This is a genomic window from Candidatus Schekmanbacteria bacterium, from assembly GCA_016219965.1.
GTDB lineage: Bacteria > Schekmanbacteria > GWA2-38-11 > GWA2-38-11 > J061 > JACRJM01.
This window is the reverse complement of sequence record JACRJM010000003.1, coordinates 230,409-254,036: the sequence shown is the minus strand read 5'-3', so window position 1 is coordinate 254,036 and position 23,628 is coordinate 230,409. Positions and strand designations below refer to the sequence as shown.

21 protein-coding genes are annotated in these 23,628 nt (G+C 39.9%); 7 read left to right on the top strand and 14 right to left on the bottom strand.

Features of this window, described 5'->3' with window-relative positions:
* Positions 1-73 precede the first annotated feature (73 nt).
* Positions 74-937 carry a decaprenyl-phosphate phosphoribosyltransferase gene (locus HZA77_03415; GenBank protein ID MBI5374457.1) on the top strand — a complete coding sequence of 288 codons (864 nt, stop codon included), beginning with the start codon at positions 74-76 and terminating at the stop codon, positions 935-937.
* A gap of 24 nt (positions 938-961) precedes the next feature.
* Positions 962-1,645 (top strand): glycosyltransferase family 2 protein, encoded by a 684-nt coding sequence (locus HZA77_03410; protein MBI5374456.1) that lies wholly within the window; start codon positions 962-964, stop codon positions 1,643-1,645.
* Between the two features lie 144 nt (positions 1,646-1,789).
* Here the strand turns inward: HZA77_03410 and HZA77_03405 are convergent, their stop codons facing one another.
* The gene (locus HZA77_03405; GenBank protein ID MBI5374455.1) at positions 1,790-2,743 is read right to left on the bottom strand and encodes a GDP-mannose 4,6-dehydratase; all 954 of its coding nucleotides are present in this window, start codon (positions 2,741-2,743) and stop codon (positions 1,790-1,792) included.
* A gap of 172 nt (positions 2,744-2,915) precedes the next feature.
* Between HZA77_03405 and aroF the strand changes: the two genes are divergently transcribed.
* Positions 2,916-3,932, top strand: coding sequence for a 3-deoxy-7-phosphoheptulonate synthase (gene aroF, locus HZA77_03400; GenBank protein ID MBI5374454.1), 1,017 nt, complete (start codon positions 2,916-2,918; stop codon positions 3,930-3,932).
* 54 nt (positions 3,933-3,986) lie between these two features.
* Here the strand turns inward: aroF and HZA77_03395 are convergent, their stop codons facing one another.
* From HZA77_03395 to HZA77_03385, 3 genes are all read right to left on the bottom strand, one after another.
* Positions 3,987-5,129: an MFS transporter gene (locus HZA77_03395; GenBank protein MBI5374453.1), complete on the bottom strand. Its 1,143-nt coding sequence runs from the start codon at positions 5,127-5,129 to the stop codon at positions 3,987-3,989.
* Positions 5,130-5,140: 11 nt separating this feature from the next.
* The gene (locus HZA77_03390) at positions 5,141-5,446 is read right to left on the bottom strand and encodes a methylated-DNA--[protein]-cysteine S-methyltransferase (GenBank protein ID MBI5374452.1); all 306 of its coding nucleotides are present in this window, start codon (positions 5,444-5,446) and stop codon (positions 5,141-5,143) included.
* 211 nt (positions 5,447-5,657) lie between these two features.
* The gene (locus HZA77_03385) at positions 5,658-6,272 is read right to left on the bottom strand and encodes a GspH/FimT family protein (GenBank protein ID MBI5374451.1); all 615 of its coding nucleotides are present in this window, start codon (positions 6,270-6,272) and stop codon (positions 5,658-5,660) included.
* A gap of 78 nt (positions 6,273-6,350) precedes the next feature.
* Here HZA77_03385 and HZA77_03380 point away from each other — a divergent pair, with 78 nt between their 5' ends.
* From HZA77_03380 to HZA77_03365, 4 genes are all read left to right on the top strand, one after another.
* The gene (locus tag HZA77_03380; GenBank protein ID MBI5374450.1) at positions 6,351-7,883 is read left to right on the top strand and encodes an NAD(P)/FAD-dependent oxidoreductase; all 1,533 of its coding nucleotides are present in this window, start codon (positions 6,351-6,353) and stop codon (positions 7,881-7,883) included.
* 323 nt (positions 7,884-8,206) lie between these two features.
* A complete protein-coding gene (locus HZA77_03375) occupies positions 8,207-9,412 on the top strand; it encodes an HD-GYP domain-containing protein (GenBank protein ID MBI5374449.1) in 1,206 nt (401 codons plus the stop codon).
* 97 nt (positions 9,413-9,509) lie between these two features.
* A complete protein-coding gene (locus tag HZA77_03370) occupies positions 9,510-10,433 on the top strand; it encodes an ABC transporter ATP-binding protein (GenBank protein MBI5374448.1) in 924 nt (307 codons plus the stop codon).
* The gene (locus HZA77_03365; GenBank protein ID MBI5374447.1) at positions 10,433-11,194 is read left to right on the top strand and encodes an ABC transporter permease subunit; all 762 of its coding nucleotides are present in this window, start codon (positions 10,433-10,435) and stop codon (positions 11,192-11,194) included. The genes HZA77_03370 and HZA77_03365 overlap by 1 nt, the downstream gene beginning before the upstream one ends.
* Here the strand turns inward: HZA77_03365 and HZA77_03360 are convergent.
* From HZA77_03360 to HZA77_03315, 10 genes are all read right to left on the bottom strand, one after another.
* Positions 11,187-12,260, bottom strand: a complete 1,074-nt coding sequence (locus tag HZA77_03360; protein MBI5374446.1) for a glycosyltransferase family 4 protein — start codon at positions 12,258-12,260, stop codon at positions 11,187-11,189. The two genes, HZA77_03365 and HZA77_03360, sit on opposite strands and share 8 nt — an antisense overlap.
* Positions 12,261-12,278: 18 nt before the next feature.
* A complete protein-coding gene (locus tag HZA77_03355) occupies positions 12,279-13,646 on the bottom strand; it encodes a B12-binding domain-containing radical SAM protein (protein MBI5374445.1) in 1,368 nt (455 codons plus the stop codon).
* Positions 13,647-13,673: 27 nt separating this feature from the next.
* Complete coding sequence (locus HZA77_03350; GenBank protein ID MBI5374444.1) at positions 13,674-14,648, bottom strand: glycosyltransferase family 2 protein; 975 nt, start codon at positions 14,646-14,648, stop codon at positions 13,674-13,676.
* Between the two features lie 246 nt (positions 14,649-14,894).
* Positions 14,895-17,264, bottom strand: coding sequence for a glycosyltransferase (locus HZA77_03345; GenBank protein MBI5374443.1), 2,370 nt, complete (start codon positions 17,262-17,264; stop codon positions 14,895-14,897).
* 6 nt (positions 17,265-17,270) lie between these two features.
* The gene (locus HZA77_03340) at positions 17,271-18,311 is read right to left on the bottom strand and encodes a hypothetical protein (GenBank protein ID MBI5374442.1); all 1,041 of its coding nucleotides are present in this window, start codon (positions 18,309-18,311) and stop codon (positions 17,271-17,273) included.
* 34 nt (positions 18,312-18,345) lie between these two features.
* Entirely contained in the window at positions 18,346-19,725 is a 1,380-nt protein-coding gene (locus HZA77_03335) for a radical SAM protein (GenBank protein MBI5374441.1), read from the bottom strand.
* A complete protein-coding gene (locus tag HZA77_03330) occupies positions 19,710-20,951 on the bottom strand; it encodes an ABC transporter ATP-binding protein (GenBank protein MBI5374440.1) in 1,242 nt (413 codons plus the stop codon). The genes HZA77_03335 and HZA77_03330 overlap by 16 nt, the downstream gene beginning before the upstream one ends.
* An 8-nt stretch (positions 20,952-20,959) precedes the next feature.
* Positions 20,960-21,742 carry an ABC transporter permease gene (locus HZA77_03325; GenBank protein MBI5374439.1) on the bottom strand — a complete coding sequence of 261 codons (783 nt, stop codon included), beginning with the start codon at positions 21,740-21,742 and terminating at the stop codon, positions 20,960-20,962.
* Positions 21,743-21,761: 19 nt separating this feature from the next.
* The gene (locus HZA77_03320) at positions 21,762-22,880 is read right to left on the bottom strand and encodes an SDR family NAD(P)-dependent oxidoreductase (GenBank protein ID MBI5374438.1); all 1,119 of its coding nucleotides are present in this window, start codon (positions 22,878-22,880) and stop codon (positions 21,762-21,764) included.
* Between the two features lie 116 nt (positions 22,881-22,996).
* The gene (locus tag HZA77_03315; GenBank protein ID MBI5374437.1) at positions 22,997-23,617 is read right to left on the bottom strand and encodes a class I SAM-dependent methyltransferase; all 621 of its coding nucleotides are present in this window, start codon (positions 23,615-23,617) and stop codon (positions 22,997-22,999) included.
* Positions 23,618-23,628 lie beyond the last annotated feature (11 nt).

Here is a 23,628-nt window from a genome sequence, read left to right as displayed (position 1 = left end):
GTTGGCAGGAGCTTGACGATTGTGACGACCTAATAATAGCAATATGAAAGGATAGAGTCTAATCCCTCTTTTTATGATATCTCACTACATTCAATTACTTAGAGTCAAGCAGTGGACAAAAAACCTTATTATATTTTCAGGTCTTGTTTTTTCTGAAAATCTCTTTAACCCTCTGCTTATTGAAAAAAGCATTTTAGCTTTTATATTATTCTGTTTTCTCTCTTCAAGCATATATATATTCAATGATCTTCTTGATCTTGAGAACGACCGCAATCATCCGCTTAAAAAGGAAAGACCTCTCCCTGCAGGGCTCATATCTGTAACAAATGCCGCTATATTTGGAGTCTGCATCGCTGTCTCTGTTCTGGTTTTGTCATATATGCTTCATAAGACTTTTTTCAACATATGCCTGATTTATTTTATTACATTCATACTCTACTCCCTGTTTCTAAAACACATAGTTATACTTGATGTTCTCGTTATCTCATGTGGTTTTGTTATGAGAGCAATAGCAGGGGCAGTAGTAATAGATGTAAGGTATTCTCCATGGTTCATTATCTGTACATTTCTTCTTTCTCTCTTTCTTGCACTTGCAAAAAGAAGGCATGAATTATTGCTTCTTAATGAGAATGCTACTGCGCATCGGCGTATACTTGAGGAGTACAGCCCTTATTTTCTGGACCAGATGATATCAGTTGTAACCCCTTCGACGATGATTGCGTATACTATCTACACGCTATCCCAGGATGCCATAAGCCGCAATCTTGAATATACCGTTCCATTTGTAATGTACGGAATATTCAGATATCTTTATCTCGTTCACCAGAAGGGAAAAGGAGGAAGCCCTGAGATGATACTTCTCACGGATGTTCCTCTTATCATAAATATTTTGCTGTGGGGATCAGCATGTGTGTATATAATATATTTTTTAAAATAAAGTGAGAAGAATACCGTGAAAGACGTGAAACTCTCAATAGTAATACCTGTTTACAATGAGTGCGACCTTGTCCTGAAACTGTTACAAAAGGTCGAGAATGCCGTGAAACACGACAAGGAAATAATCCTGGTTGATGATTTTTCCACTGATGGCACAAGGGAAATATTAAAAGAGCTGGACACTAAAAAATACAGAATATTTTACCATGAGAAGAACATGGGTAAGGGTGCTGCCTTGAGGACAGGATTTGAGCATGTAACAGGGGATATCGTAATCATACAGGATGCAGACCTTGAATACGATCCCGGAGAATACGACAAACTTATAGCACCTATAATTGACGACAAAGCTGATGTGGTTTACGGATCAAGGTTTCTTTCAGGGCCTCATAGGGTCCTTCTCTTCTGGCATTATGTGGGGAATAAGGGTTTAACTACTTTCTCCAACATTATGACCAACCTCAATTTAAGCGACATGGAAACCTGTTATAAAGTATTCAGGGCAAAAGTGCTTCATGGCTTGAACCTGAAATCTGACAGGTTCGGGTTTGAACCGGAATTTACAGCAAAGGTAGCAAAGAGAAGATACAGGATTTATGAAGTTCCTATATCTTATTATGGCCGCGATTATACTGAAGGAAAAAAAATTACGTGGAAAGATGGATTTGTGGCCATCTGGTGTATTATCCGCTATACCTTATTCGACTGAGCCTCAAGTACAATATTTGGTACTATACTTTGTCAACCACCATCTTAAAAATGCTCACATACAGGAAAAGTATGCTCCGCTTTTTTCACTGACGGGTTCCTCGTCTATTACACAAATCTTGCACTTGAGAAAGTATAAGTTGTTTTAACTTTGTTTATAAAAATCTTTTATCCACTGGTATTCCCGAGACAACCCTTCTTTCACTCCTACCTGCGGATTGAATTTCAGGATATTTTTTGCAAGCTCTGTATCAGCGTAGGTATGCCTTACATCTCCCTTCTGTGTTTCCTTGTATTCTATTTTAAGGGTTCCGTGAGTCAATTCATTGATTGTATCAAGTACGGCCTTAAGACTTGTTCTGCTCCCTCCTCCAAGGTTAAAAATTTTTCCTACGGCGTTTTGAGCTGAGGCAGCATTAAAAGTTGCAGCAACGATGTCAGAAATAAAGGTAAAGTCTCTTGTCTGTTCTCCATTTCCGTATATTTCAAGGGTCTTCCCGTTAATAGCATTCCTGAAAAACTTGTGGAACGCCATATCTGGTCTTTGTCTTGGTCCATAGACAGTAAAGTATCTCAAAGAAACGGTCGGGACACCGTAATTCTTGTAATAAAGGTTGCAAAGGTGTTCTCCCGCAAGCTTTGAAACACCATATGGAGAAACAGGACAGGGAATATCTGTCTCCTGCATGGGTAGCTTGTCAGTATCACCGTAAACAGATGATGAAGAGGCATAGACAAATCTTTTTATTTTCGAATCCTTTGCAGCCTCAAGAAGACGTTGCGTAGCGTTGATGTTGTTTGTGGTATATATGACGAACTGCTCGCCCCAGCTGCTTCTTACGCCAGCCTGAGCAGCAAGGTGAAAAATCACGTCTACATCTTTTAAAATGGGATTTAAATCAAGCTTCGTAAGGCAATTCTCAATAAGAGTAAATGAAGGATTGGAACGGAGTTTTTTGATATTATTTTCCTTTTGGGTTCTAGGATAATAGTCAAGAAATGAGTCTACACCTATTACTGTATGTTTTTCTGCAATGAGTTTTTCAGCCAAATGAGAACCGACAAATCCTGCTGTCCCTGTAACTAATGCCTTCACAATTGCTCCCTTCGATTATGATAATTTATTTCAGCACAGGCATACTAAAAATATGTACATTGAAAATCAATATAAAATACTCGTAATGCTTAATTTATTTTCATGGCTTGACAAATCTACCCTCAAGTTCTATTAGTCCGGCACTATCAGTCTCTTATCATAGAGGGAAAAGATAATGATTATTGTAATGCAAACAAAAGCTGCAAAAAAAGACATAGAAGATGTCATCAATAAAATAAAAGATCTTGGCTATAAACCTAATGTAATCGAGGGAGTTGAGAGGACTGTAATAGGGGCAGTTGGAGACGAAAGAGGAAAGGCAAGACTTCAGTCCCTTGAATCTATGGCAGGGGTTGAGAAAATAATGCCTATTCTCAAACCCTATAAACTCGCAAGCCGGGAATTCAACCCGGTGAACACTCAGGTTAATGTTGGAGGAGTAATTATCGGGGGGGAAGAAATAGCCATAATAGCAGGCCCATGCTCCGTTGAATCAATGGAACAGATGCTTGAATCTGCATTTGCAGTGAAAAATGCAGGTGCAAAGATTCTGCGTGGCGGTGCTTTTAAACCCCGCACTTCTCCGTACAGCTTTCAGGGGCTTGAAGAGGAAGGGCTGAAAATACTTGCAAACGTCAGAGATAAAACAGGGCTTCCCTTTGTGACAGAGATAATGGACACGACCGAAGTTGATATGGTGGCAGACTATTCCGACATGCTGCAGGTAGGCGCAAGGAATGTCCAGAACTTTGCGCTTCTTAAAAAGCTCGGTAAAATCAACAAACCAATTCTTCTAAAAAGAGGAATGATGACAACTATCACTGAGTTTCTCATGTCTGCTGAGTACATTCTCTCTGAAGGGAATAAAAATGTTGTTTTATGTGAAAGAGGTATACGAACATTTGAAACAGAAACCCGCAACACACTTGATTTGAGCTGTGTCCCGGTAATAAAGAAGAAATCCCATCTTCCGATTTTGGTTGATCCAAGCCATGGAGTGGGGTTCAGGGATTACGTGAATCCCATGGCGAAAGCTTCAATCGCCGCAGGTGCAGATGGGCTTATAATTGAAGTGCATCCAAAACCTGAAGAGGCATATTCTGACGGACAGCAGTCGCTAAAGCCATCTCAGTTTGTGGAGCTTATGGAAGAGCTCAAACCTTTTGTAGCTGCCATGGAACGCACGATATAATAATCATAATAACATTACATATGGATAATCTTCTGGCTCCTGCCGGAAGAAACTTCAAACAGACTTCTCGTGACGTGCCCTGTCTTTCAGGAAGAAAAGAGGGATAATTGAAAGCAAGGTTACAGTTAAATAAACAGTCTGTTCATTTGCTAACGAAAGAATCCCGGTAGCTATCAAAGGACCGCATGCATTGCCTGTAAACCGTGCAGTGTTTATTATTCCTATGGATGTTCCGGAACCCCTTGAAGCAACAACGCTGATGCATAACGGCATGATAGCAGCAGCGAAAAATGTCTGTAGGATTCTGAACAGGACAAGTAATGGTATTGACCCTGCCTCTATATGCATAAGCTGAAAAAAAGCTGATAGCAGACCAAGGAACATAATAGCAGAGTAGCTGTTTAACCGTGACAAAAATGGAGGCAGGAAATAAGCGCCAAGTGCGGAGGAAATACCATAACCAAAAACAATCCATCCTGCCGTCATTACAGCAGCATTCGATTCAACGCTAAAGTATCTCAGGATATCGGGAAGTATGGCAGGGAAAAACACTGCCTGAACAGTAGCCGACATAGAAAGAAACCAAAGGACGAAAAAACGTTTATTACTTCTTTGAACTGAAGTTTCAGGACTGAGTTCAGCTTTTGTGTTCTCAAGGAAAAAAACAGTAACAATGAAGATAAGAAAAATAACAGTTGATGCAAAAATAAAAAATATCCTGAAACCATAAACTGATGCCACATAAGCACCTACTGCCGGTCCGCATAACTGACCGATAGTTATGGATGATTGGAACTTTCCAATTCCCGATGAAAGCATTTCCTCGGGCAGTATTTGTTTGAGCATTATAAGACCTATTGTTGATATCCCGCCGAATACTCCCTGAAGAGTCCTAAGGAGCAGCAATAACGGCAAATTATGGGTGAACCCCATGGCAAAAAGAAGTACTGCATGAGAAAGTATCCCTCTCTGGTAAAGCATCTTATGGCTGAATTTAGAGGAAAGCTTTCCCCAAAGAGGGGAGAATATGGCAGCTCCGATATTAGAGGAAGCAACTATTAAACCTATCCAGAGCAATGTTTTTTCCGGGCTGTAGGTGCTGATGGTGCTGACATAGAATGGGAGCGAGACAATTACCGAGCTAAGAGCAAAGGCAACGCCAAACTGTATGATTGATAGTATAAATGGCTGCGACAAAGTTGATCTCTTCAAATGCCATTGTCTGAATATATACCGCGAGCTTCAATTGAAAGAAGCCTCTCTTTTATATTGCAACCTCCGGTAAACCCTCCCATTGATCCGTCAGAACGTACAACCCTGTGACAGGGAATAAAAAGAGGTACAGGATTCTCTCCAAGAGCATTGCCAACTGCACGGCTTGCATCCGGAATTTTTATTTTCTCTGCTATCCAGCCATAGGAACGGGTTTTCCCGTATGGAATATTAAGCGCAGCCCGCCAGACAGATTTCTGGAACTCTGTTCCTCTCAATATTGCCACTTCAGCGTCATTCAAAGGAACCCCCTTTTCGAGATAACTGAGGATCATTTCTTTAAATGGTTTGGTACCAGGGTGCGAATCAATAAGCTTAAAAGAATGGAGGAATGAAAAATAATTTTTAAAATCTGAAGCAGCCGAAAAACCTAACGAGACCTTGCATAGGCACTTGTCATAAACAGCTAAGTGGATAATTCCTATGGGAGAATCTAAATGTGAATAATAAATATTACCGCCATGGGCCGAGGCCGCTTGCGCAATTTTCAACCGAAGCATCATAAATCCAGGTTTTTATACGTCCGTTAGTTGTAACGCTTATAGCTCTCCAGTTAATCGTTTTTTTCTCATTATTCTCATCCTCTTTAATTGGGATGATATATACTGAACCATTCTTATTAGGTCTTCCTGAAGGCTGAAATGTTATTTTATTTCCTGTGAAATGGATTCCAGTTGAACCGATTTCTCCTCCGCAGGTAGTCCTTTCTATCCCTGAAGTAGCACGACCAAATCTTATGGTTGCAGGTAAAGTATATTTATCTCCGGCAAATAATGCTTCGCCTGAATCTCTTGCCCCGTTGTTATTATCATCATCATGGATTTCATACCGGTAAGCTCCGGTACCATCAGGCGAATAAAAAGTTATTATAACATCATTGTTTTCAGACACAGACTTTAACCGTGCCCACTGCATGTCAGATGACACCTGTCTTGCCGCGCTGTTAGCCCTGATCTGAGGGAGCATACTCAAGAGATTGTATATCCCCAATCCGGCGACTATTCCCACAATCGCAACGACGACCATTATCTCTAAAAAGGTAAATCCATTCTTTTGTTTTACAAGCATGTCTTCTTTCTCTATTATCTTGACTCAGAATGTCAATATCAATTACCAATATTGTACAACTTTATTAAGATTAACAGAATGAAATATGACTGTATTATAATTGGCGCTGGCATAGGAGGATTAACATGTGCTGCCGGTCTTGCAAGAAAAGGGATAAAGGTTCTTCTATGCGAAAAATTCAGCCATGCAGGCGGCACAGCTTCAGTTTTTCACCGGAATGGGTATAAATTCCCGACTGGTCCACTTTCCTTTAGTTTCCCGTCATATGTTGGAAATACATTGAAAGAATTGGGTATCAAGGAAAAAATTAATTTCAAAAGATCTCATTTTCAGTTTAAATCAAAAAACATAGATGTAATTATATCCCTTCCGTTCAAGGAACTAACAAAAGAACTTGGTCAATTTTTCCCTGAGGATGAATCTGGTATAAGCGCTTTTTTTGAAATAATGCTGGATCTCTCAAAAGCACAAATGGAAATACTTGCAGAAAGCAGGGAATTTCAAAAAATTCAAAGCCAAGAAAGTTTAAATACAGATTTTACAAAAGAAGAAAGAAGCAGGATTTTAAAAAAATACCGGACAATTTCTGCAAAAGAACTGGCAGAGAAGCTTATAAAAAATGATCTTCTGAGAGTGCTCCTGTCAAGCCAGAGTTTCGAGGAAAGTAATATGTCTGCACTGCTTGCAGCAAGGATGTGGGATATGATCGCGAAAACTGGAATTTGGTATCCGGACATTGGTTTTGACGGGATTAATAATCTGCTTGTGAAAACTATCATTGATGCAGGCGGAGAATTGCGCTTTTCTTCTCCTGTTTCTAAAATCAGAATGAGTAATGGACTTGCCAACGGAATAATTCTTAAATCCGGAGAGCATATTGCTGCAGATACGATTGTGTCAACTGTTGACCATAAACTGACATTTTTCAATATGATTGGAGAAGAGTTTGTCCCCAATGATTTTGCTAAATGGGTAAAGAGCCTCCAGGACAGCGGCTCTATTTTCTGCGTATACCTTGGAATCAATACTTCAAATGTCAATTTAAAGGCGTTTAAAGCTGATCATATTTTTTATCGTGATTCAATGGGTGAAGCACAACCCTGGCATGAAAATATCTCTTCGAAATATTTCTTTTCTGACAGGGAATATGAAATCTGTTTGTGGTCCGGAAAAGATATTCATAATGCGCCGCATGAGAAAGACGCTTTACTGCTCAGAGCTAATGCTCCATATAATTTTTTTGAAAAATGGAGAGCTCCGGACGGAGGAAGAACAAAAGGTTATTATGAGTACAAGAACAGGGTTTCAAAGTATTTTATCCAGGCAGCAGAAAATCTTCTACCTGGCCTTTCTTCCGCAGTAGAGGTCATGGATGCATCAACTCCTCTTACTTATCAGACCTGGGGAGGAGGAAGCGAGGGCGCTTGCGCAGGTTGGTCATGGGACAGAAGCGATGAAATGGGTACTGCTTTTAAAAGCTTGATCAGAACACCGGTTCCCAATCTATATATGGCCGGATACCAGGCATTCTCACAGCTTATCATTGGAGGTTATGCAACAGCAATGCATAGCGGAAATGTTGTGGCAAATATTATATTAGACCACCACTAATTTATATGACTGGCTCGTCTTCGCCAACAGAAAGTGGGGATGGATCAAGCATACGAGATCTTTGCAAACAATGTCATATACAATAAAATCCAGTCACGAAATTAAATAAAGATATCTAAGCAAAAATAACTAATACCCTCATAGTCCGCATTTCACGTTTAATTTATTTTATTTATCAATAAGATTTTCAAATATCCAATTTGCTATCTTAAATAATTTTAAACATCTATTATAAGTAATTAGCACTAAATGTTATTTATATATTAATTATTTCTACTTTCATTACGACAATAATACTACTTCAATAACCTCTTTAATTTAATATGAAAAAAGTAATAAAAACTGAAGATATCAAATCTAATGAAGCAATAAATGAAATAGATGAAAGTACTTCTTCAGAAATTTCCAATAGCTCTATAACAGCTGAACCGGAAGCTAAAACCCCATCTTCTGTAAATAATTATAATGATACCCATGAAAAAAAATCATTCATTGAAGGAACCGAAAAAACAAGAGTTGTTTATGAAGAAAAAGTATCAATAGTAACTGATGTTTTAAATGATGTAAGAAATGGTAAGGCAATTAATATTGATAAAGTGCAGGATCTTTCAAATTCACTTGTTGAAAATGTTTTAACCCATACTGACACCATGATAACTCTGGCTAGGGTAAAAAAGTTCGACGAATATACATTCAAACATTCTATAAATGTTGCGATTCTTACAATAGCGTTAGGGAAATATTTAAATTACCCTAAAAAGGAACTTCATGTTCTTGGTACCGGTGGAATCCTTCACGACTGCGGAAAAATGAAAATTCCAAATAAAATACTTAATAAAGAGGGAAGACTCACTGAAGATGAATTTGAAATAATGAAAAATCATCCTTCGTATGGTGCGGAAATGCTTGAGCCATATGGAACGTTGGATCGTAAATCCATACTTATGGTCTTACAGCACCATGAAAAATATTCTGGAGGTGGATACCCTACGGGACTTCCTGGAAATAGAATAAGTACATTTGGAATGATGACAACTATTGCAGATGTTTATGACGCTCTGACAAGTGAAAGGGTTTATAAAAAAGCATTAACACCATTTAAAGGGTTGAAAATGATATATATAGGAAGAGGGCAACATTTTCATCCAAATATAGTTGAGCACTTCATACTTGCAATGGGTCTTTTCCCGATAGGCAGTATTGTGCGCCTGAAAAACCAACAGATGGGAATAGTTATTTCTGTTAACAGAAGGAATTTGCTTTATCCGCGGGTATTGATCATAGCAGACGACAAAAATAATATGCTTCCGGAACCCGGCATTGCTAATATTAATCCTCCTCAAAGAATTGAATCCAATGAATGGACAATAGAAGAGATATTTGAAGAAAGCGAAGTAGATAAACCCTCGGAGATTTTCCGCAAAGAAGAAGAGTGTATGGTGGAAAAGGTTCTTGAGCCTTCAGATCACAATATTGATATAGATTATTACATAAACAATCTTAAAGAATTCGGCAAAAAAGCTGCTTGATTATTAATAAGCTTATTCCCAGCCACAATCTGTCTTCCATTATAAGATTGAACCCAATATAATATAATTATTAAATTCATTATTTTTTTTATAGAAAATGAGCCTCGTCGAAATAAAAAATTTCACAAAAGAGTACAGGGTAGGGTTTCTGCTCAAAAAAACTGTTGCAGTAAACGGCCTTAATCTCAGCATTGAGGAAAATGAGATACTGGGATTCCTGGGGCCTAATGGCGCCGGGAAAACAACTACAATAAAAGCAATCCTCGGCATTATTACCCCCACGTCAGGCAATATCACTATCTACGGGAACTCACCTCAAGATATCAGAGCGAAAGCTAAGATAGGGTTTCTTCCTGAGCAGCCTTATTTCTATGACTACCTTACAGGAATTGAGTTTCTTAATTTTTATGGGAAGCTCTTTGGTATTGAAAGAGGAAATTTGAAAAAGAATGTAAATTCTCTTCTTGAAGAAGTTGGACTGGAAAGAGCCGGGAACACCCAATTAAGGAAATACTCAAAAGGAATGCTTCAGAGAATAGGCATTGCACAGGCTCTCATAAATGATCCTGATTTTGTAATCCTTGATGAGCCGATGTCCGGCATAGACCCTATAGGAAGGAGGGAAATAAGAGAGATAATCACTGGGCTCAAAAAAAAGGGGAAAACAATATTCTTCAGCACTCATATATTGACAGACCTGGAAATGATCTGTGACAGGGTTGCCATAATAAACAGGGGAAAGCTCATAGAAACTGGAGATATAAGCTCGCTTACCGGAACAGAAGATCCAAAATATGACATATGTGTAGAATCTCCATCAAGCGAAACATTAAACGCAATAAGAAATATCTCAGAAACAATCTCAATAAGAGGTAACTGTGTTTACTTTTCCGCAGGCGAGAAAGATAGAGATGAAATAATCAGGAACATTGTGACAAAGGGAGGGAAGATCATATCAATAACTCCTGTAAGGAAATCGCTTGAACAGATATTTTTCAGCAAAATAGGTAATGACTCCTGATGAAGATAACTGTTATAGCATCAAATACTTTCAGGGAAATTATAAGGGACAGGATACTTTATAACATCCTCATATTTGCAGTAATAATAATTTGCAGTACCGTACTCCTCGGGAAACTCTCAATAGGGGAACATCTTAAGATAGTGGAAGATATGGGGTTAAGCGCCATTGAACTTTTCGGAGTCCTTATCTCGATTTTTGTCGGAATATCTCTGGTACACAAGGAAATAGACAAAAAAACCATTTATACGATAATTTCAAAGCCTGTTTCGCGGCATGAGTTTATCCTTGGAAAACTTACAGGACTTATTCTGATAGTTTTTACAAACATCGCGATTATGAGCATAGTACTTCTTTTAATGTCGTGGATAATCTCCGGAGATATTCATCTGGGGCTGTTAATGGCTTCATTCCTGATATTCCTTGAAATGGTAATTATTACTTCCATAGCTATATTGTTTTCAAGCTTTTCAACCCCTTTCTTGAGTACGCTATTCAGCCTTGCCATATTTATCATAGGTACGGCAACAACTGACATAAGGAACCTCGGTCTGAAAGCATCTCCTGCTGCAAAGCTGTTAACGGATTTACTTTATTACATCCTCCCTAATCTGGACAATTTTGATATAAAGCTTCAGGTTGTTTACTCAAAACCCATAGAACCTTCATATATATGGTGGGTGACTGTTTATTCCATACTCTACTCAGCGGTTATAACGACATTGACACTTCTTATATTTGGGAAAAGGGATTTCAAATAGAAGGGAAGATGACTTTACCGGAAGAGACTGAATCATAGAAAGACAAAACCTCTGTGCCGCGTTTATCCAATGAATAATCCGCTTCAACAGTTTTGCGTCCATTTCTCCCGATCTTTTCTCTTAGTACCTCAGAAACTATCAAAGCCGAAATTTTATCTTCCCATTCAGAATTGCCGTGGGCAAGATAACCGTTTTCGCCATCAATCACTATTTCAGTGTTTACACCAACGGGTGAGCAGACAGATGGTACTCCTGCAGCCATGTACTGGAGAAGTTTTAGCCCGCACTTTCCCCTGCACCACTCATCATCATTAAGAGGCATTATTCCTATATCAAACGCCCTTATGTCATCTGTCTCATTCTCTAAATCCCATGTTTTAAAATCAATTTCTACTCCCTCTATTTTGATTCTCTTAGCCGCAATAATCCGCAACAAGACATTATGTTTTAATGCAATATTCCTCAATGCAGGTTCTATGGATTTTAGATATTTGAGATTCCAATCAAGCCCGATCCATCCGATGACTATTTTATCTTTAGCGCTGTAATCTTCCTTCAGTCTGTATTTCGACAGATCAATTAATGTGGGATGCACAAGGACACGCTTGTTGTATTGATTTGCATATTCTGCCAGATTACTGTTTCCCGTAATGATACCACTGTAAAGCGGCAGAAGTTTCATCATCTTCCTGCCATGAAAGGGTGTAAGATATATGGCATCATCAAACTCAAGATAAATATTTTTTTTCCCTTTTAGAAAGAAAGACTCCATAAAAGCTGGGAGATAAGGGAATATCTGGTGCTCAACTATGACGCCCCCGTAATTGCTGATATTAAAAAGCTCAATAAGCCTTAAAAAGAATCTGAAGCCGGTATATAAAGATTTAAGAAAGAACCTTAATGCGCTGTTTTTTACGGCCAGTATTTTAAAGTATGTCTCTCCGAACAGAGGGCTTACCTTTACGCTTATCCCTTTTTTTTCAAGTAAGGGCAGGAACTGATAGATGCGGTAACGGCTGCTGGGGCCTGTTGCATCTGTTTTGGAAAAGTAAATGATTTGAGCCATTGGCATGATCAGGTGCGTTTAGCCCTGACCTAACATAGTTTTTATAATGCTTTTAAGCTTGGGATGTTCATTAAAAAATGGCCTTACCTTCGCCTTTATCTTGCTCACAGTGCTGGCTTTGATTAACGGTACATGTATTCCCATAGATTCGTTCAATGCATTGAACAGAAACTCGTAATCTATTCCTTTTATCTTGCACTCTGTCGCGTTTCTCCTGAAGCTGTCGTGATTTTTAATGAGGGAAAGCCCGTGTTCCTCGCAATAAGTGAAAAGATCGCTTCCGGGATGAGGGGTAAAAAATGCAGGGCTGTAATGGTCTGGTTTTATCTTCTGTATCATGCGGACAGTATCCATTACCTCTTCCTTTGTTTCAGTCGGCACACCCATCATATAATTTGCCCATATCTGTATCCCGTATTTCCTGCACATCTCAGCTGCTTTATAGTTATGCTCAACCTTTGTCCCTTTTCTAAGGAAATTAAGTATCCTCTGATTGCCGCTTTCAAACCCTATGAAGAAGAGCTTTAATCCTGACTGCACCATCTCCTTTATCATATCTTCATTCCTGCACACTATGTCTGCCCGGCTCTGACATGCAAAGGGGATATTGAACTCTGCGCGGTATTTTTTGCAAAAATCGTAAACCCAGTCCCTGTCCTCGGTAATGCAGTCATCGTGTATCATCATGCTTTTAAAGTTATATTTTTCTCTAAGCTCAATAAGCTCCTTTATCACATTGTCAACACTGCGCCTCCTGACTTTTTTCCCGAAAATCGCCCTTTCAGCAGGCTGACAGAAACTGCAATTGTAAAGACATCCTCTCCCGGCTATTATAGTTACAAAGGGAGGAGAGAATCCTTCAACCGGCAGAGGATATTCAAGATTCCCGAAGAGCTCCCTGTCTGCAAAAGGCATCTCGTCAATGTCAGGCTTTTCACCTTCTATCAGCCGTTCCTGGGTTTCATTTTTTTCAATCTTCTGAAGAAGTTTTACAAAGCTGATTTCTCCTTCTCCTTTGATCACGTGATCTATCTTATCAATTGCAGACATTTCATCAGGTGCAATCGAGGGGTGTGCGCCTCCGACTATTATTTTGACAGCCGGATTTATCTTCTTGATAATATCAATGCACTTCAAGGCAGGGTTATAATCAACGCTCATCATTGTTATGCCAACAACATCGGGTTTGCTCTTTTTAATTTCGTCTTCGAAATTATCCCATCCTTTGAGTCTTCTTAAATCTATGAAGCTTACATCGAAGCCGGCCTTCTTTACGCAAGCGCTTATCAGGCACAATCCATGGCTTATCCAGGACTCCTCCATCCCTTTTCCGTAGCTGTCAAAACCGACTCCGGAAATTGCCGGGAATACAAAAGTGACTTTCAAGTTTATGGCTCTCCTTTATTGCTGGTATTACTGAAAAAAGAACTTTTCCATATAGTCTGCCGTGACTTTTCTTTTCTTCCTGATTTCCCTTCTCTTTTTTACCATTTTTGGAATCATTGCAAGAGTAGAAAAAGGAACATTGAATATAAAAAAGTTTCCATTCAATAAATGCGCTGTAAAAAAATATGTCTCACGAAAAAGGATTCTGGGAAAATACCTGATAATTGTCCCCGCAAAACTGTTCTTAAAGATAGCAAGATATCTGTTCCTGTAGCCAATGGTAAGATACTCCCTCTTTATCTTTTCGCTGTCTTTTCTCGTGGCGCCTCTTTCATGGTATGCTACCGCATAAGGGGTAAATATGCATTTCCATCCAGAGAGCTGTGCTCGCCAGCAAAGGTCAACATCCTCTACATATATGAACATATCCTCGTCAAAATATTCATCCCCTATTCTTATGTCTTCAAGCATTTCTTTTTTTAATAATGGAGCCGCCCCTGAAGCGCCAAATAAGAATTCGCATTTGTTAAAGCGCCCATTGTCGTTTTCGTTTTCTCCCCGGTCTGCGGAGAACATATTGTTCATGGTTATTCCTGTAGAATCCAGTATTGAAGTCTTGTCTTCTTCAATTTTCTTGAAAAGCTTTCCAGAGACCATGCCTATATCATCACTCCCATTTGCAGCATTCACCATCTCTTCTATGAATGTGGGTTCGAGAACAATGTCGTAATTAAGCGGGATTATAAAATCACCACGTGCTATCCTGAAAGCCTGGTTATGGGCCCTGCTGAACCCTGAGTTATCTTTATTTTCTATTAAACGTATATGGGGATAAACTTTTTTTATATGTTCCCGGGAACCGTCAGTTGAACAGTTATCTACTATGATTATCTCCAAAGGCCTATGAGTCTGCCGCTCAATCGAGCTAAGGCACTGGTCTATATATTTCATGCTGTTCCAGTTGACAATCGTTAGAGAAACGTCACTTCTGTTCCCGCTCATTTAATTCCCCTATAACTTTCCCTACAAAAACATTAGTGCCAGGAAAACCAGCCAGAAAACTCCAACAAATATCAGCATTATCATGAAGATAAATCCCCTGATCAACCATATGAAGATTTTATAGGAGTAACGTAATGCTCTGGCTAACAGGCGAAGAAACTTGTAGATATTACTACTGTCATCTATCCCAGCATCCTTTATTTTTTCCCTGATAGTATCAAACACCTTTGAACCATGATAAAAATTTTATTTTATAATTTTCCACTTTTCCAGATTATCCAGCAGCCATCCCATCGGAGAAGTTATTTTCCACCTGTATGAGTTTAAAACAGCATTAAGCTCACGCTTTTTTGCTTCAAGCTGCATATCTTTTTGTTCTAATTTCTCCGCATTTTCTGCGAGCTTTTTTTCTGCAAGAGAAAGGTTATACAACAGTGCAACTATTCCTCCTGTTTTTTTCTGCACATTATTGCACCGCTCATTATAGCCAACCATGGCGGCATAATAGAGAGCTGTGTTATAAATCATTTTAAGTTCAGGAAGCTTTTTGGCGTCAGCATTCTTATTGTATTCTTCAATTGAATTTTCAATATCTCTCAGCGCTTCTCTTGAATACCATTTAGCTTTTTCATAGGTATCGCATGAATATCCAAGTGGAAGTCCGAGCTTGTTTACCTCATGGCTATACCAGCCTACCATTCTCTGCCTTTCAGAAAATTCCCTGAAACTCACTTTATGATTATGAAATTCCATACATTCTTTGCGAAGATGTATTATAAGCCCTGCACTGTGAAGACGGAATCCAAGCTCTATGTCTTCCCACATGGCATGCTTGAAAACATGGCTGTTAAAAAGACCGTGCGTTAAAACAAAATCTCTTTTAAACGATATATTGCTGCTCCAGAAAAATTCAAAACCTAAATTATCAGGATCGCGGCTAAAAGCTTTTTCATAACCGAACTGCTGTCCTCCTTCGCCGGTTATAAAATCCATTAGCGGATCTACATCAAAATCCTTTGGCCATTCAACCATTCCAAGGCATGCATGGCTCAGTTGCGGCCAATCATTATGGAACTTCATATGGTTTTCAATAAAATCAGGCTTTGATATCGTATCATCCCCTACAAGGATGACTATGTTACCTTCAGAGCTCGTTATCCCCCTGTTTCGCGCAGCTGCAGGTCCGGAGTTTTCCTGCCTTATGTGGTTAAAATTAAGGTTTGTCCTTTTTTTATAGTCTAAAAGAAAATCATTGGTTCCGTCATTAGAACCGTCATCAACGATAATGAGCTCAAAATCACCTGCCGGATATGTCTGGCTCTCAATTGCCGTGATACTTTGCTTTAATATCTCAGCCCTGTTATAGGTCGGCATTACTATTGAAACCCGGTATCTTTCAGGCAAAGGTGATTCGCCCGATATTTTTAAAACTGACTGGCTCTTGACATCTGCCAGTATATTATAACCCAGCAGATAAAGCAGTGTTGGAAAAATATCCACCATCTCGATTATTTTTTCTATTCGTTTTTTAACTGTGCATCCTGTCACTATGATCTTTGCCCAGTTCCCCTCAACCTCAGGCAGATATCCATGAAGTCCTTTGCATCGGTTTGTGCTTTGGAAAAAGTTGGGGAATATCCCGATCCCTTCATTCATGACAAATATCAGCTCTCCGAACCTGTTATCAGGAAAAGAAAAGTGAAGCTGCTTATAATCAGACTCTGTCAGTATTCTCCCTTCAGGAATTTTGCTCAGCATCTCTGAAACCATTTCTCTTGCCTTATCATTGAAAAACCAGAAACGTGCCTGGGTAGAATCAAGAAAATATATGTAATCTTTTTCAAGAATGAGCCCGGTTTCTGTAAGCATTTTCTCAATATCAATATGCTTTCTGATTTCAACCTGACCATGGTCGCCAAAGATAATTCCTCTAAGCGAAATAATTTTCTGGTTAAGTATGCGGTAAACTTCTCCTATGGCTTCATCTATTTCCTTTAATACATCTTTTTGTTTTTGCGAATGCGGTCCGCATTCATGTCCTGCCCAGTCAAGTTCTGAAAAATGGAGGTAAATAAAATCTGCATCTTCAGATGCTCTTTTTCTGAAAATTTCCATCACTTCTTTAGTAGTCCCAGGGCCATCAGGATAGCCTATCCATATCCATTTTTTCCCGTCATTTTTTAAGTAATCGAATAATGTATTATGTCCGGGAAGCGCTGAAGACTCGGCTGTATGGTATTTCTCAGAAAAATTAAAATACTTTAGAAGCTGTAACGGTATCTCAGCGCATCCGCCATTATGTTTAACCAGCGAATACCCGAGCCTTTCAGCTTCTTTCCTGAGTTCGCTGGAAATCCTCCCCCTGTCTCCATCGCTTGTATCTATTGAGCGAAACGGTGAACCTTCCGGGTCATAGTAAAACATATTTGCAACTTGGCACTCATCCGGCTGAAGTCCGGCGAAGAAAGCAGGCCTGAGCTCAAAGGCAAATGTTTCGCGCACTCTCCCTTCAATATTTAATTCTCCAAGCGAATAAAGGAAAGGGGAGTCAACAGGGTTGATGTAATCATGTCTGAATCCATCAACTAATATTAGAAGTACGAGTTTTTTATTCATATCCCTTTAATGATAAAAACTGTGCCACAAATCGGTTGTAGTTTTTCTAAGATTTTCCCACCCGTCATTTTCTATTGAGGTCTTTGATACCTTCTCGAGTTCATTTTTTGCCTTAATCAATATATCTTTCTTTATGAGTGAAGGAGCTTCCCTGTAAAGCAGAAGCATAAGCTCTACCCTTTCAACATCTGTATTGGTGATTTTATTTTCCCAGTTTTTTTTCTTTAGCTTTCTCCATAGCCTTCTTACAGGAGACATAAATCCGGGTGCAAGGGAGTCTGAAATTACTTTTATATATTCGGAGACGGCTTCTTTCCAGTATACGACTCCGTCAAATCCGGGAGACCTCGAAGGCCTGAGTTTAAATTCAGTCGCTCTTCTGTTAAGTTTTATAAGCCTTTCGTTTCCGGGGAAGAGTGATTCAAAAATTTTCTGCCTTTCCCTTATGCTGTGATGATATCTGTTCTTAAATATAAGTTGCGCCTCGATGCATGATGATACAACTTTCCCGGTCTGATTAATGAGGAAAAACTCCTCCTCCTCCAAAATTGATCGTGACTCAAAGTCCTCTGAAAAGGCCTCTATGGCGCAAATAAGCCTGTTGATCAGGATCGTCCTCCCTGCATCATGGTCAATATGGCCTTCCTTGTACATGGGGACCATTTCAAGGAGGTTTTCTCCCCAGAGATGTCTTCCCCCGTATTTCATGTCATAGTAAAACTGCGTGGGAGGCAGAGTTGATAAGGTAGAATCTTTTACAGGTATGATATCAAGAAGCCTGATCTTTATCTCAGGGGCAATAATTTTCCCCAGGGAACGAAAATCATTATTGTCATCGTCAGGGACAATTACAAAAAGATCGTAGTCATTAACAGGTTTGATTTCATTCTGCTCTATGATTACACTTCCTTCTCCGCGTCCGAATCCTCCTCCTAATATTATCTCGCGCGCAGAAGAAACCTGCCTTATCCTCTCTACTATATGTTGCAGGTCCTTATTAACATGGTCATCAACTTCTTTGTTGGTTAAAACTGTATAAATTCCCAATGTTTATTAACCTTACCCCTTAAAATTATTTTGCTTATGTATTTCTGAAGTTCTTCGCAATACTGTCCCATGCATGGTCTAAAATGCCTTTTTTCTTCTTTTCATCAAGCTCCATGGAAGGGATTAATTCCTTAAATTCACTTATCATATCATCTTTAATCTTTATCAATCTTTCATCAGGAATCTCTGTAAGATTAATGATAAGCTCCGTTACATCCTTTTCGAGCCCTGCCACGTACTCTTCCTCATCTCCAATCAAGCCTTTCTCTTTGCATTCATCATATAAAAGAGTGCCAGGATAGGGGACAGGGAAAAAAGGAATATTGAATATCCTGTTTCTCCTGCAAAAATCTTTTGTTTCATTGACTGTTTGCTCTGTTTCCCCGGGCATTCCAATAATGAAAGTACCTGTCACTATTATACCTGCATCGCGGCTGAGCTTAATAGATTTTTCTATGTTTTCCACTTTCTGGCGCTTTTGCATCCTGTCCAGCATTTCCTGGCTTCCTGACTCTATGCCGTATCCAATCCATCTGCATCCCGCTTCATACATAATCTCAAGAGTCTCGCTGTCGGCGAGGTCAGTCCTTCCTATGCATCTCCAAGTGATATTTATTTTTTCTCTGATTATCTTGCTGCAAAGTTCCCTGACATACTTTGCATCTATATTGAATATTTCGTCGAGGAAATCGATATGCCCCACAGCAAAGCGGTCAACTACAGTCTTTATCTCCTCTATCACTTTATCCGAGCTGCGGTAACGCGTTCTCCTGCCGAAGTTACGGTAACAGAAAGTACATTCAAAGGGACAACCCCTCTCAGTTATCATAGTGATGCTTGGTTTTCCGGTGTTCACAAAATAAGGGGTTCTGGTATAATTCTCCATATCAAAAAGGTCCCATGCAGGGGAAGGTATTGAATCAATATCCATAGGAGGTTCAATGGGAGTAGTAATAATTTTTCCATTATTTTTTACCATAATATTGGGTACTGTAGAAAAATCTTTCCCAGAACGGATTGCATTGGCCAAAGCAGTAACAACTTTTTCTCCCTCCCCAATGCAGACAGCATCTATATCAGATTTATTTAATAACAGTCCTCCTTCTGTGCATATAGAGCCTCCGGCTATTATGACTGATGACGGGTTGTATTTTCTGATTTCACCGGAGAGCCATTTACAGTAATTATATGCAGTAACCATAGCTCCAATACCAACAAGAGAGTATTTCCCCTGATTTTTTTTTAGGAAATCGCTTACTGCAGAGCTCTCATATTTATTAAGCCTTATGTCCAGGACATCTATTTCGCAGTCAGCTTTCCTGAGCATGGCTCCTATATATCCGAGCCCCATCGGATATACACCCGCGGCAGGAAGAGAAGTATTAAGCGGAGGATTTATCAAAAGGACTTGCATGTTTTTTGCTTTATGCTTACTGAGGAATCGAAATTACAGATTCCTCCCATTTTTTCAGAAGCCACGACTTCAAAGGTAAGATAATCTGAAATCCAGTCAAGCCGTTTGATACCCTCTGTTGTCTTCTGACTTACAGCAACATTTACCGTATATTCTCCCGGGGCAAGATGCATCTTCTGCGCAAAGGAGACTTCAAGGGAGGTATTTTTTAAAACCTTGGGGATATCAAACCCTTTCCATTCAGTGTTTGTCATATATACATCAACGCCTATCCTGTTGCGGATAGTCATTCCTACCAGTACTTCTGCAATATCTTCATGAAAAAGCGCCTCGATTTTTATTTCAGTGTTTTCCATTGATTTTATTACATTGCACATTGTTCTATCATTATTAAGAAGAGCTACATTTGTAATCTCAGCCTGTCCTGAGCCATATTGCTGACTTCTGCCTGCTCTTTGCTCTTCCTGACTTTTACCGGCTGAAGGCGATTTAAAAATAATGGCATTATAGGCATCAACTATCTCCTTGGGGTCTCCAATTTCTTTAATCTCTCCATGGTCAAGGAGCATAACCTTATGGCAGTTTCTTTTGATTGAATTCATGTCATGGGATACAAAAACAATGGTAGTCCCATACTTTTGAAACTCTTCAAACTTCCTGATGCATTTCTGAACAAATCTTGCATCGCCCACTGCAAGCACTTCATCTACCAGCAATATATCCGGGTTACTGTGGGCTGCTATGGCAAAGCCAAGTCTTACGTACATACCTGAGCTGTAATGTTTGACAGGCGAATCAATAAATTCTCGGATCTCTGCAAAATCGACTATTGAGTTAAATTTCTCATCGATCTCGCTTCTCTTCATCCCGAGTATGGCGCCGTTTAGATAGATGTTCTCGCGTCCGGTAAATTCCGGATGGAATCCCGCCCCAAGCTCAAGGAGGGCTCCGATTCTTCCATTAATGGAAACAGTTCCGGATGTAGGGGATGTAATGCCTGCGAGAAGTTTAAGTATTGTGCTTTTCCCTGCCCCGTTAGGACCTATTATTCCAATAGTTTCCCCTCTCCTTACATCAAAGCTCACATCCTTTAATGCCCAGAAGGAGTTAGAGCCATTCCGGGATTCGGCCTTCCTGAAAAGATTTACAAAAGACTCCCTCATGGAAGATGCATGTTTTTCATATTTCTTTGAAACACTGTTAAATCTTATGGCTATATCAGACATATGAACTCTCAGATAATATCAGCAAACTTCATTTCAGCTTTTTTAAAATAAATATATGCAGCCACAAGTATTACAAGTGAAACAACAGCAGCCCACCCCAATTCCCTTAAAGAAGGCATTTGTCCATATAATATGCTGCTTCTGTATCCTTCAACGATACAGGCAACGGGATTTAACATATAAAGCGCTCTGTAGTTTTCCGGAACAAGATTTACCGGATATACTATGGGACTTAAGAACATCCATACCTGAAGGGCTATGGGGACCACATAACCAGCATCCCTTTTAAATACATTGAAGGCAGAAAGGAAAAGGGAAAAACCGGTTACGAGAATAATCTGGATGATAAGAATAAGAGGGACCATTAATATATAGCCGGTAAATGGAATCCCATAAAATATGACCAGCAAAAGAAAGAGAAGGCACGCTACAAGAAAATCAACGAAACTTGAAATTATGGCAGAAAGGGGAAGTATCTCTCTTGGAAAATATGTTTTCGTCACAAGGTTGATATTGGATATTATGCTGCTCATCCCTTTTAAAACAGAATTTGAGAAAAAAGCCCACACAACAAGACCGCAATAAGAAAAGAGCGGATAAGGGACATCACCGGTTCTTACTTTTGCAAAATATGAAAAAACGGCAGTGAATACAAACATCATCACAAGAGGTTGAAAGACTACCCAGCCGATTCCTATCATGGTCTGCTTGTATTTTGATTTAATCTCTCTTAAGGCGAGATTATAGAGGAGTTCTTTATAAGAATATAGCTTTGCAAGATTGCTTAACATGTTCGAAGATGCTTTTCTGTCAAACCAACCCCTTTTCTTTTAACTCCTTTGCAGCCTCTTCAAATCTGTCTTCAAAGTATGCGGTTTCAGCCCAGTTTATAAGCTCTTTCATCCCCTCTTCAAAAGAAACCTTTGGTGTGAAGGAAATAGTGTTTTTGATTTTTGACGTATCGCTGTAGCAGTGTCTTACATCCCCTTTGCGGAACTTGTTCAGGATAGTCGGTTTTATATCCTTTCCGTAGATGGCTGCAAGTTTCTCCGCTACTCCCTTTATTGTAATGGGGTTTCCGGAACCAACATTAAAGAAATCATAATTTGCCTTGTCGCTTTCAATTGCCGTGAGATTAGCTTCAGCAATATCGCGGACAGAAATGAAATCTCTGGTCTGAAGACCGTCTTCATAAATCACAGGAGGCTGGTTGTTCTTCAGTCTGCTCATGAATATGGCTGTGACTCCGGTATATGGATTTGAAAGGGACTGGCGTGGTCCGTAAACATTAAAGTATCTAAGCGCAACTACCGGGATATTATAAGTCTTGCCTATGTTTAAAACCATGTCCTCCTGCATCTTCTTTGTGAATGCATAGATGGAGTTGCAGTGCTGCTCTTTGTTTTCATCAGTGGGTATTGGGGAAATTGGCAAACCGCATTTAGGACAGAAAAGTTCCCATGATTTTCCGTCCATTTTTTCTTCTATTCTTAAAGGAGGATTCACAGATCCGCATGCTTTGCATTTGTATCTTCCCTCGCCGTAACTGCTCATGGAAGCGGCAACGGTAATCTTCTCGACATTGTATTTGCCGTTTACTATGAGTTCCAATAGCGTTGCTGTGCCTCCGACATTTGTGCCCGCATAGTAGTTTATCTTATACTGTGATTGCCCAACACCGACTGCGGCTGCATGATGGGATACGATCTCTACGCCTTTTAAAGCCTTGGCAAGTTCATCACTGTTTCTCACATCTCCCTGAATGAACTCAGCCTCTTTGTTTAAATGAGAAGGCTTCTTTCCTCCGGGATGAACCTGCGGATCAAGACAGTCGAATATCCTGACATTGTACCCTTTTTCTACAAGCCGGTCTGTTATGAATGAGCCAATGAATCCTGCTCCGCCGGTTACGAGGACTTTTTTTGCCATAGTTCACCTTAATTTGTTTGTTATTTATAATGAGTAATGCTTTGAATATTAGCACCTGCTAAAACAGGGTGTCAAGGGATGTATCAACCGGAAAAATATGTCCTGTGTCTCACCATTCATTTGCCATGCTGCCACTTAAGGCGAAAGTAAATGAAACGCTGCTCGGACTCCCAGGGTGTGATGTGTGTCTCGCGGCGGGACTCGCAAAGAGTGAACTCTGCGCCTAACTCGGTAAGAATAGACTGCTCGTCGTAGCGTACGACATCAAGCCCGCTGCACTGTTCAGGTCCGTCCAGTGCAAAAGTGGCTATGATGACTGTGCCGCCAGGTTCCAAAGTGCGCCGTAGCGTATCAATATATCCACGACGATCACCGGCATCTGTAAGAAAGTGAAATACAGCCCTGTCATGCCAAAGTCCAAAATGATGTGGTGGTGTAAATGAGGTTACGTCTGCCTCGAACCAATCTACTGCATTGGCTCTTGTACCGAGGCGTGCGCGGCTGCAGCTAAGTGCAACCCCGGACAGGTCTAGCACGCCGAGCTTCGTGTAACCAGCATCCAGGAGATAATCAACGAGCGTGGATGCTCCGCCGCCAATATCAATTATTCCTCCGTTCTTGTTCAGCCCGGATGTGTCAATAAGCTCCAGCGAAAGGTCGGGTCGGTTCTGATACCAACTCACATCCTGCGTGCCCTTGGATTCGTAAACTTTATTCCAGTGTTGTTGACGGTTCATATCTATATTAT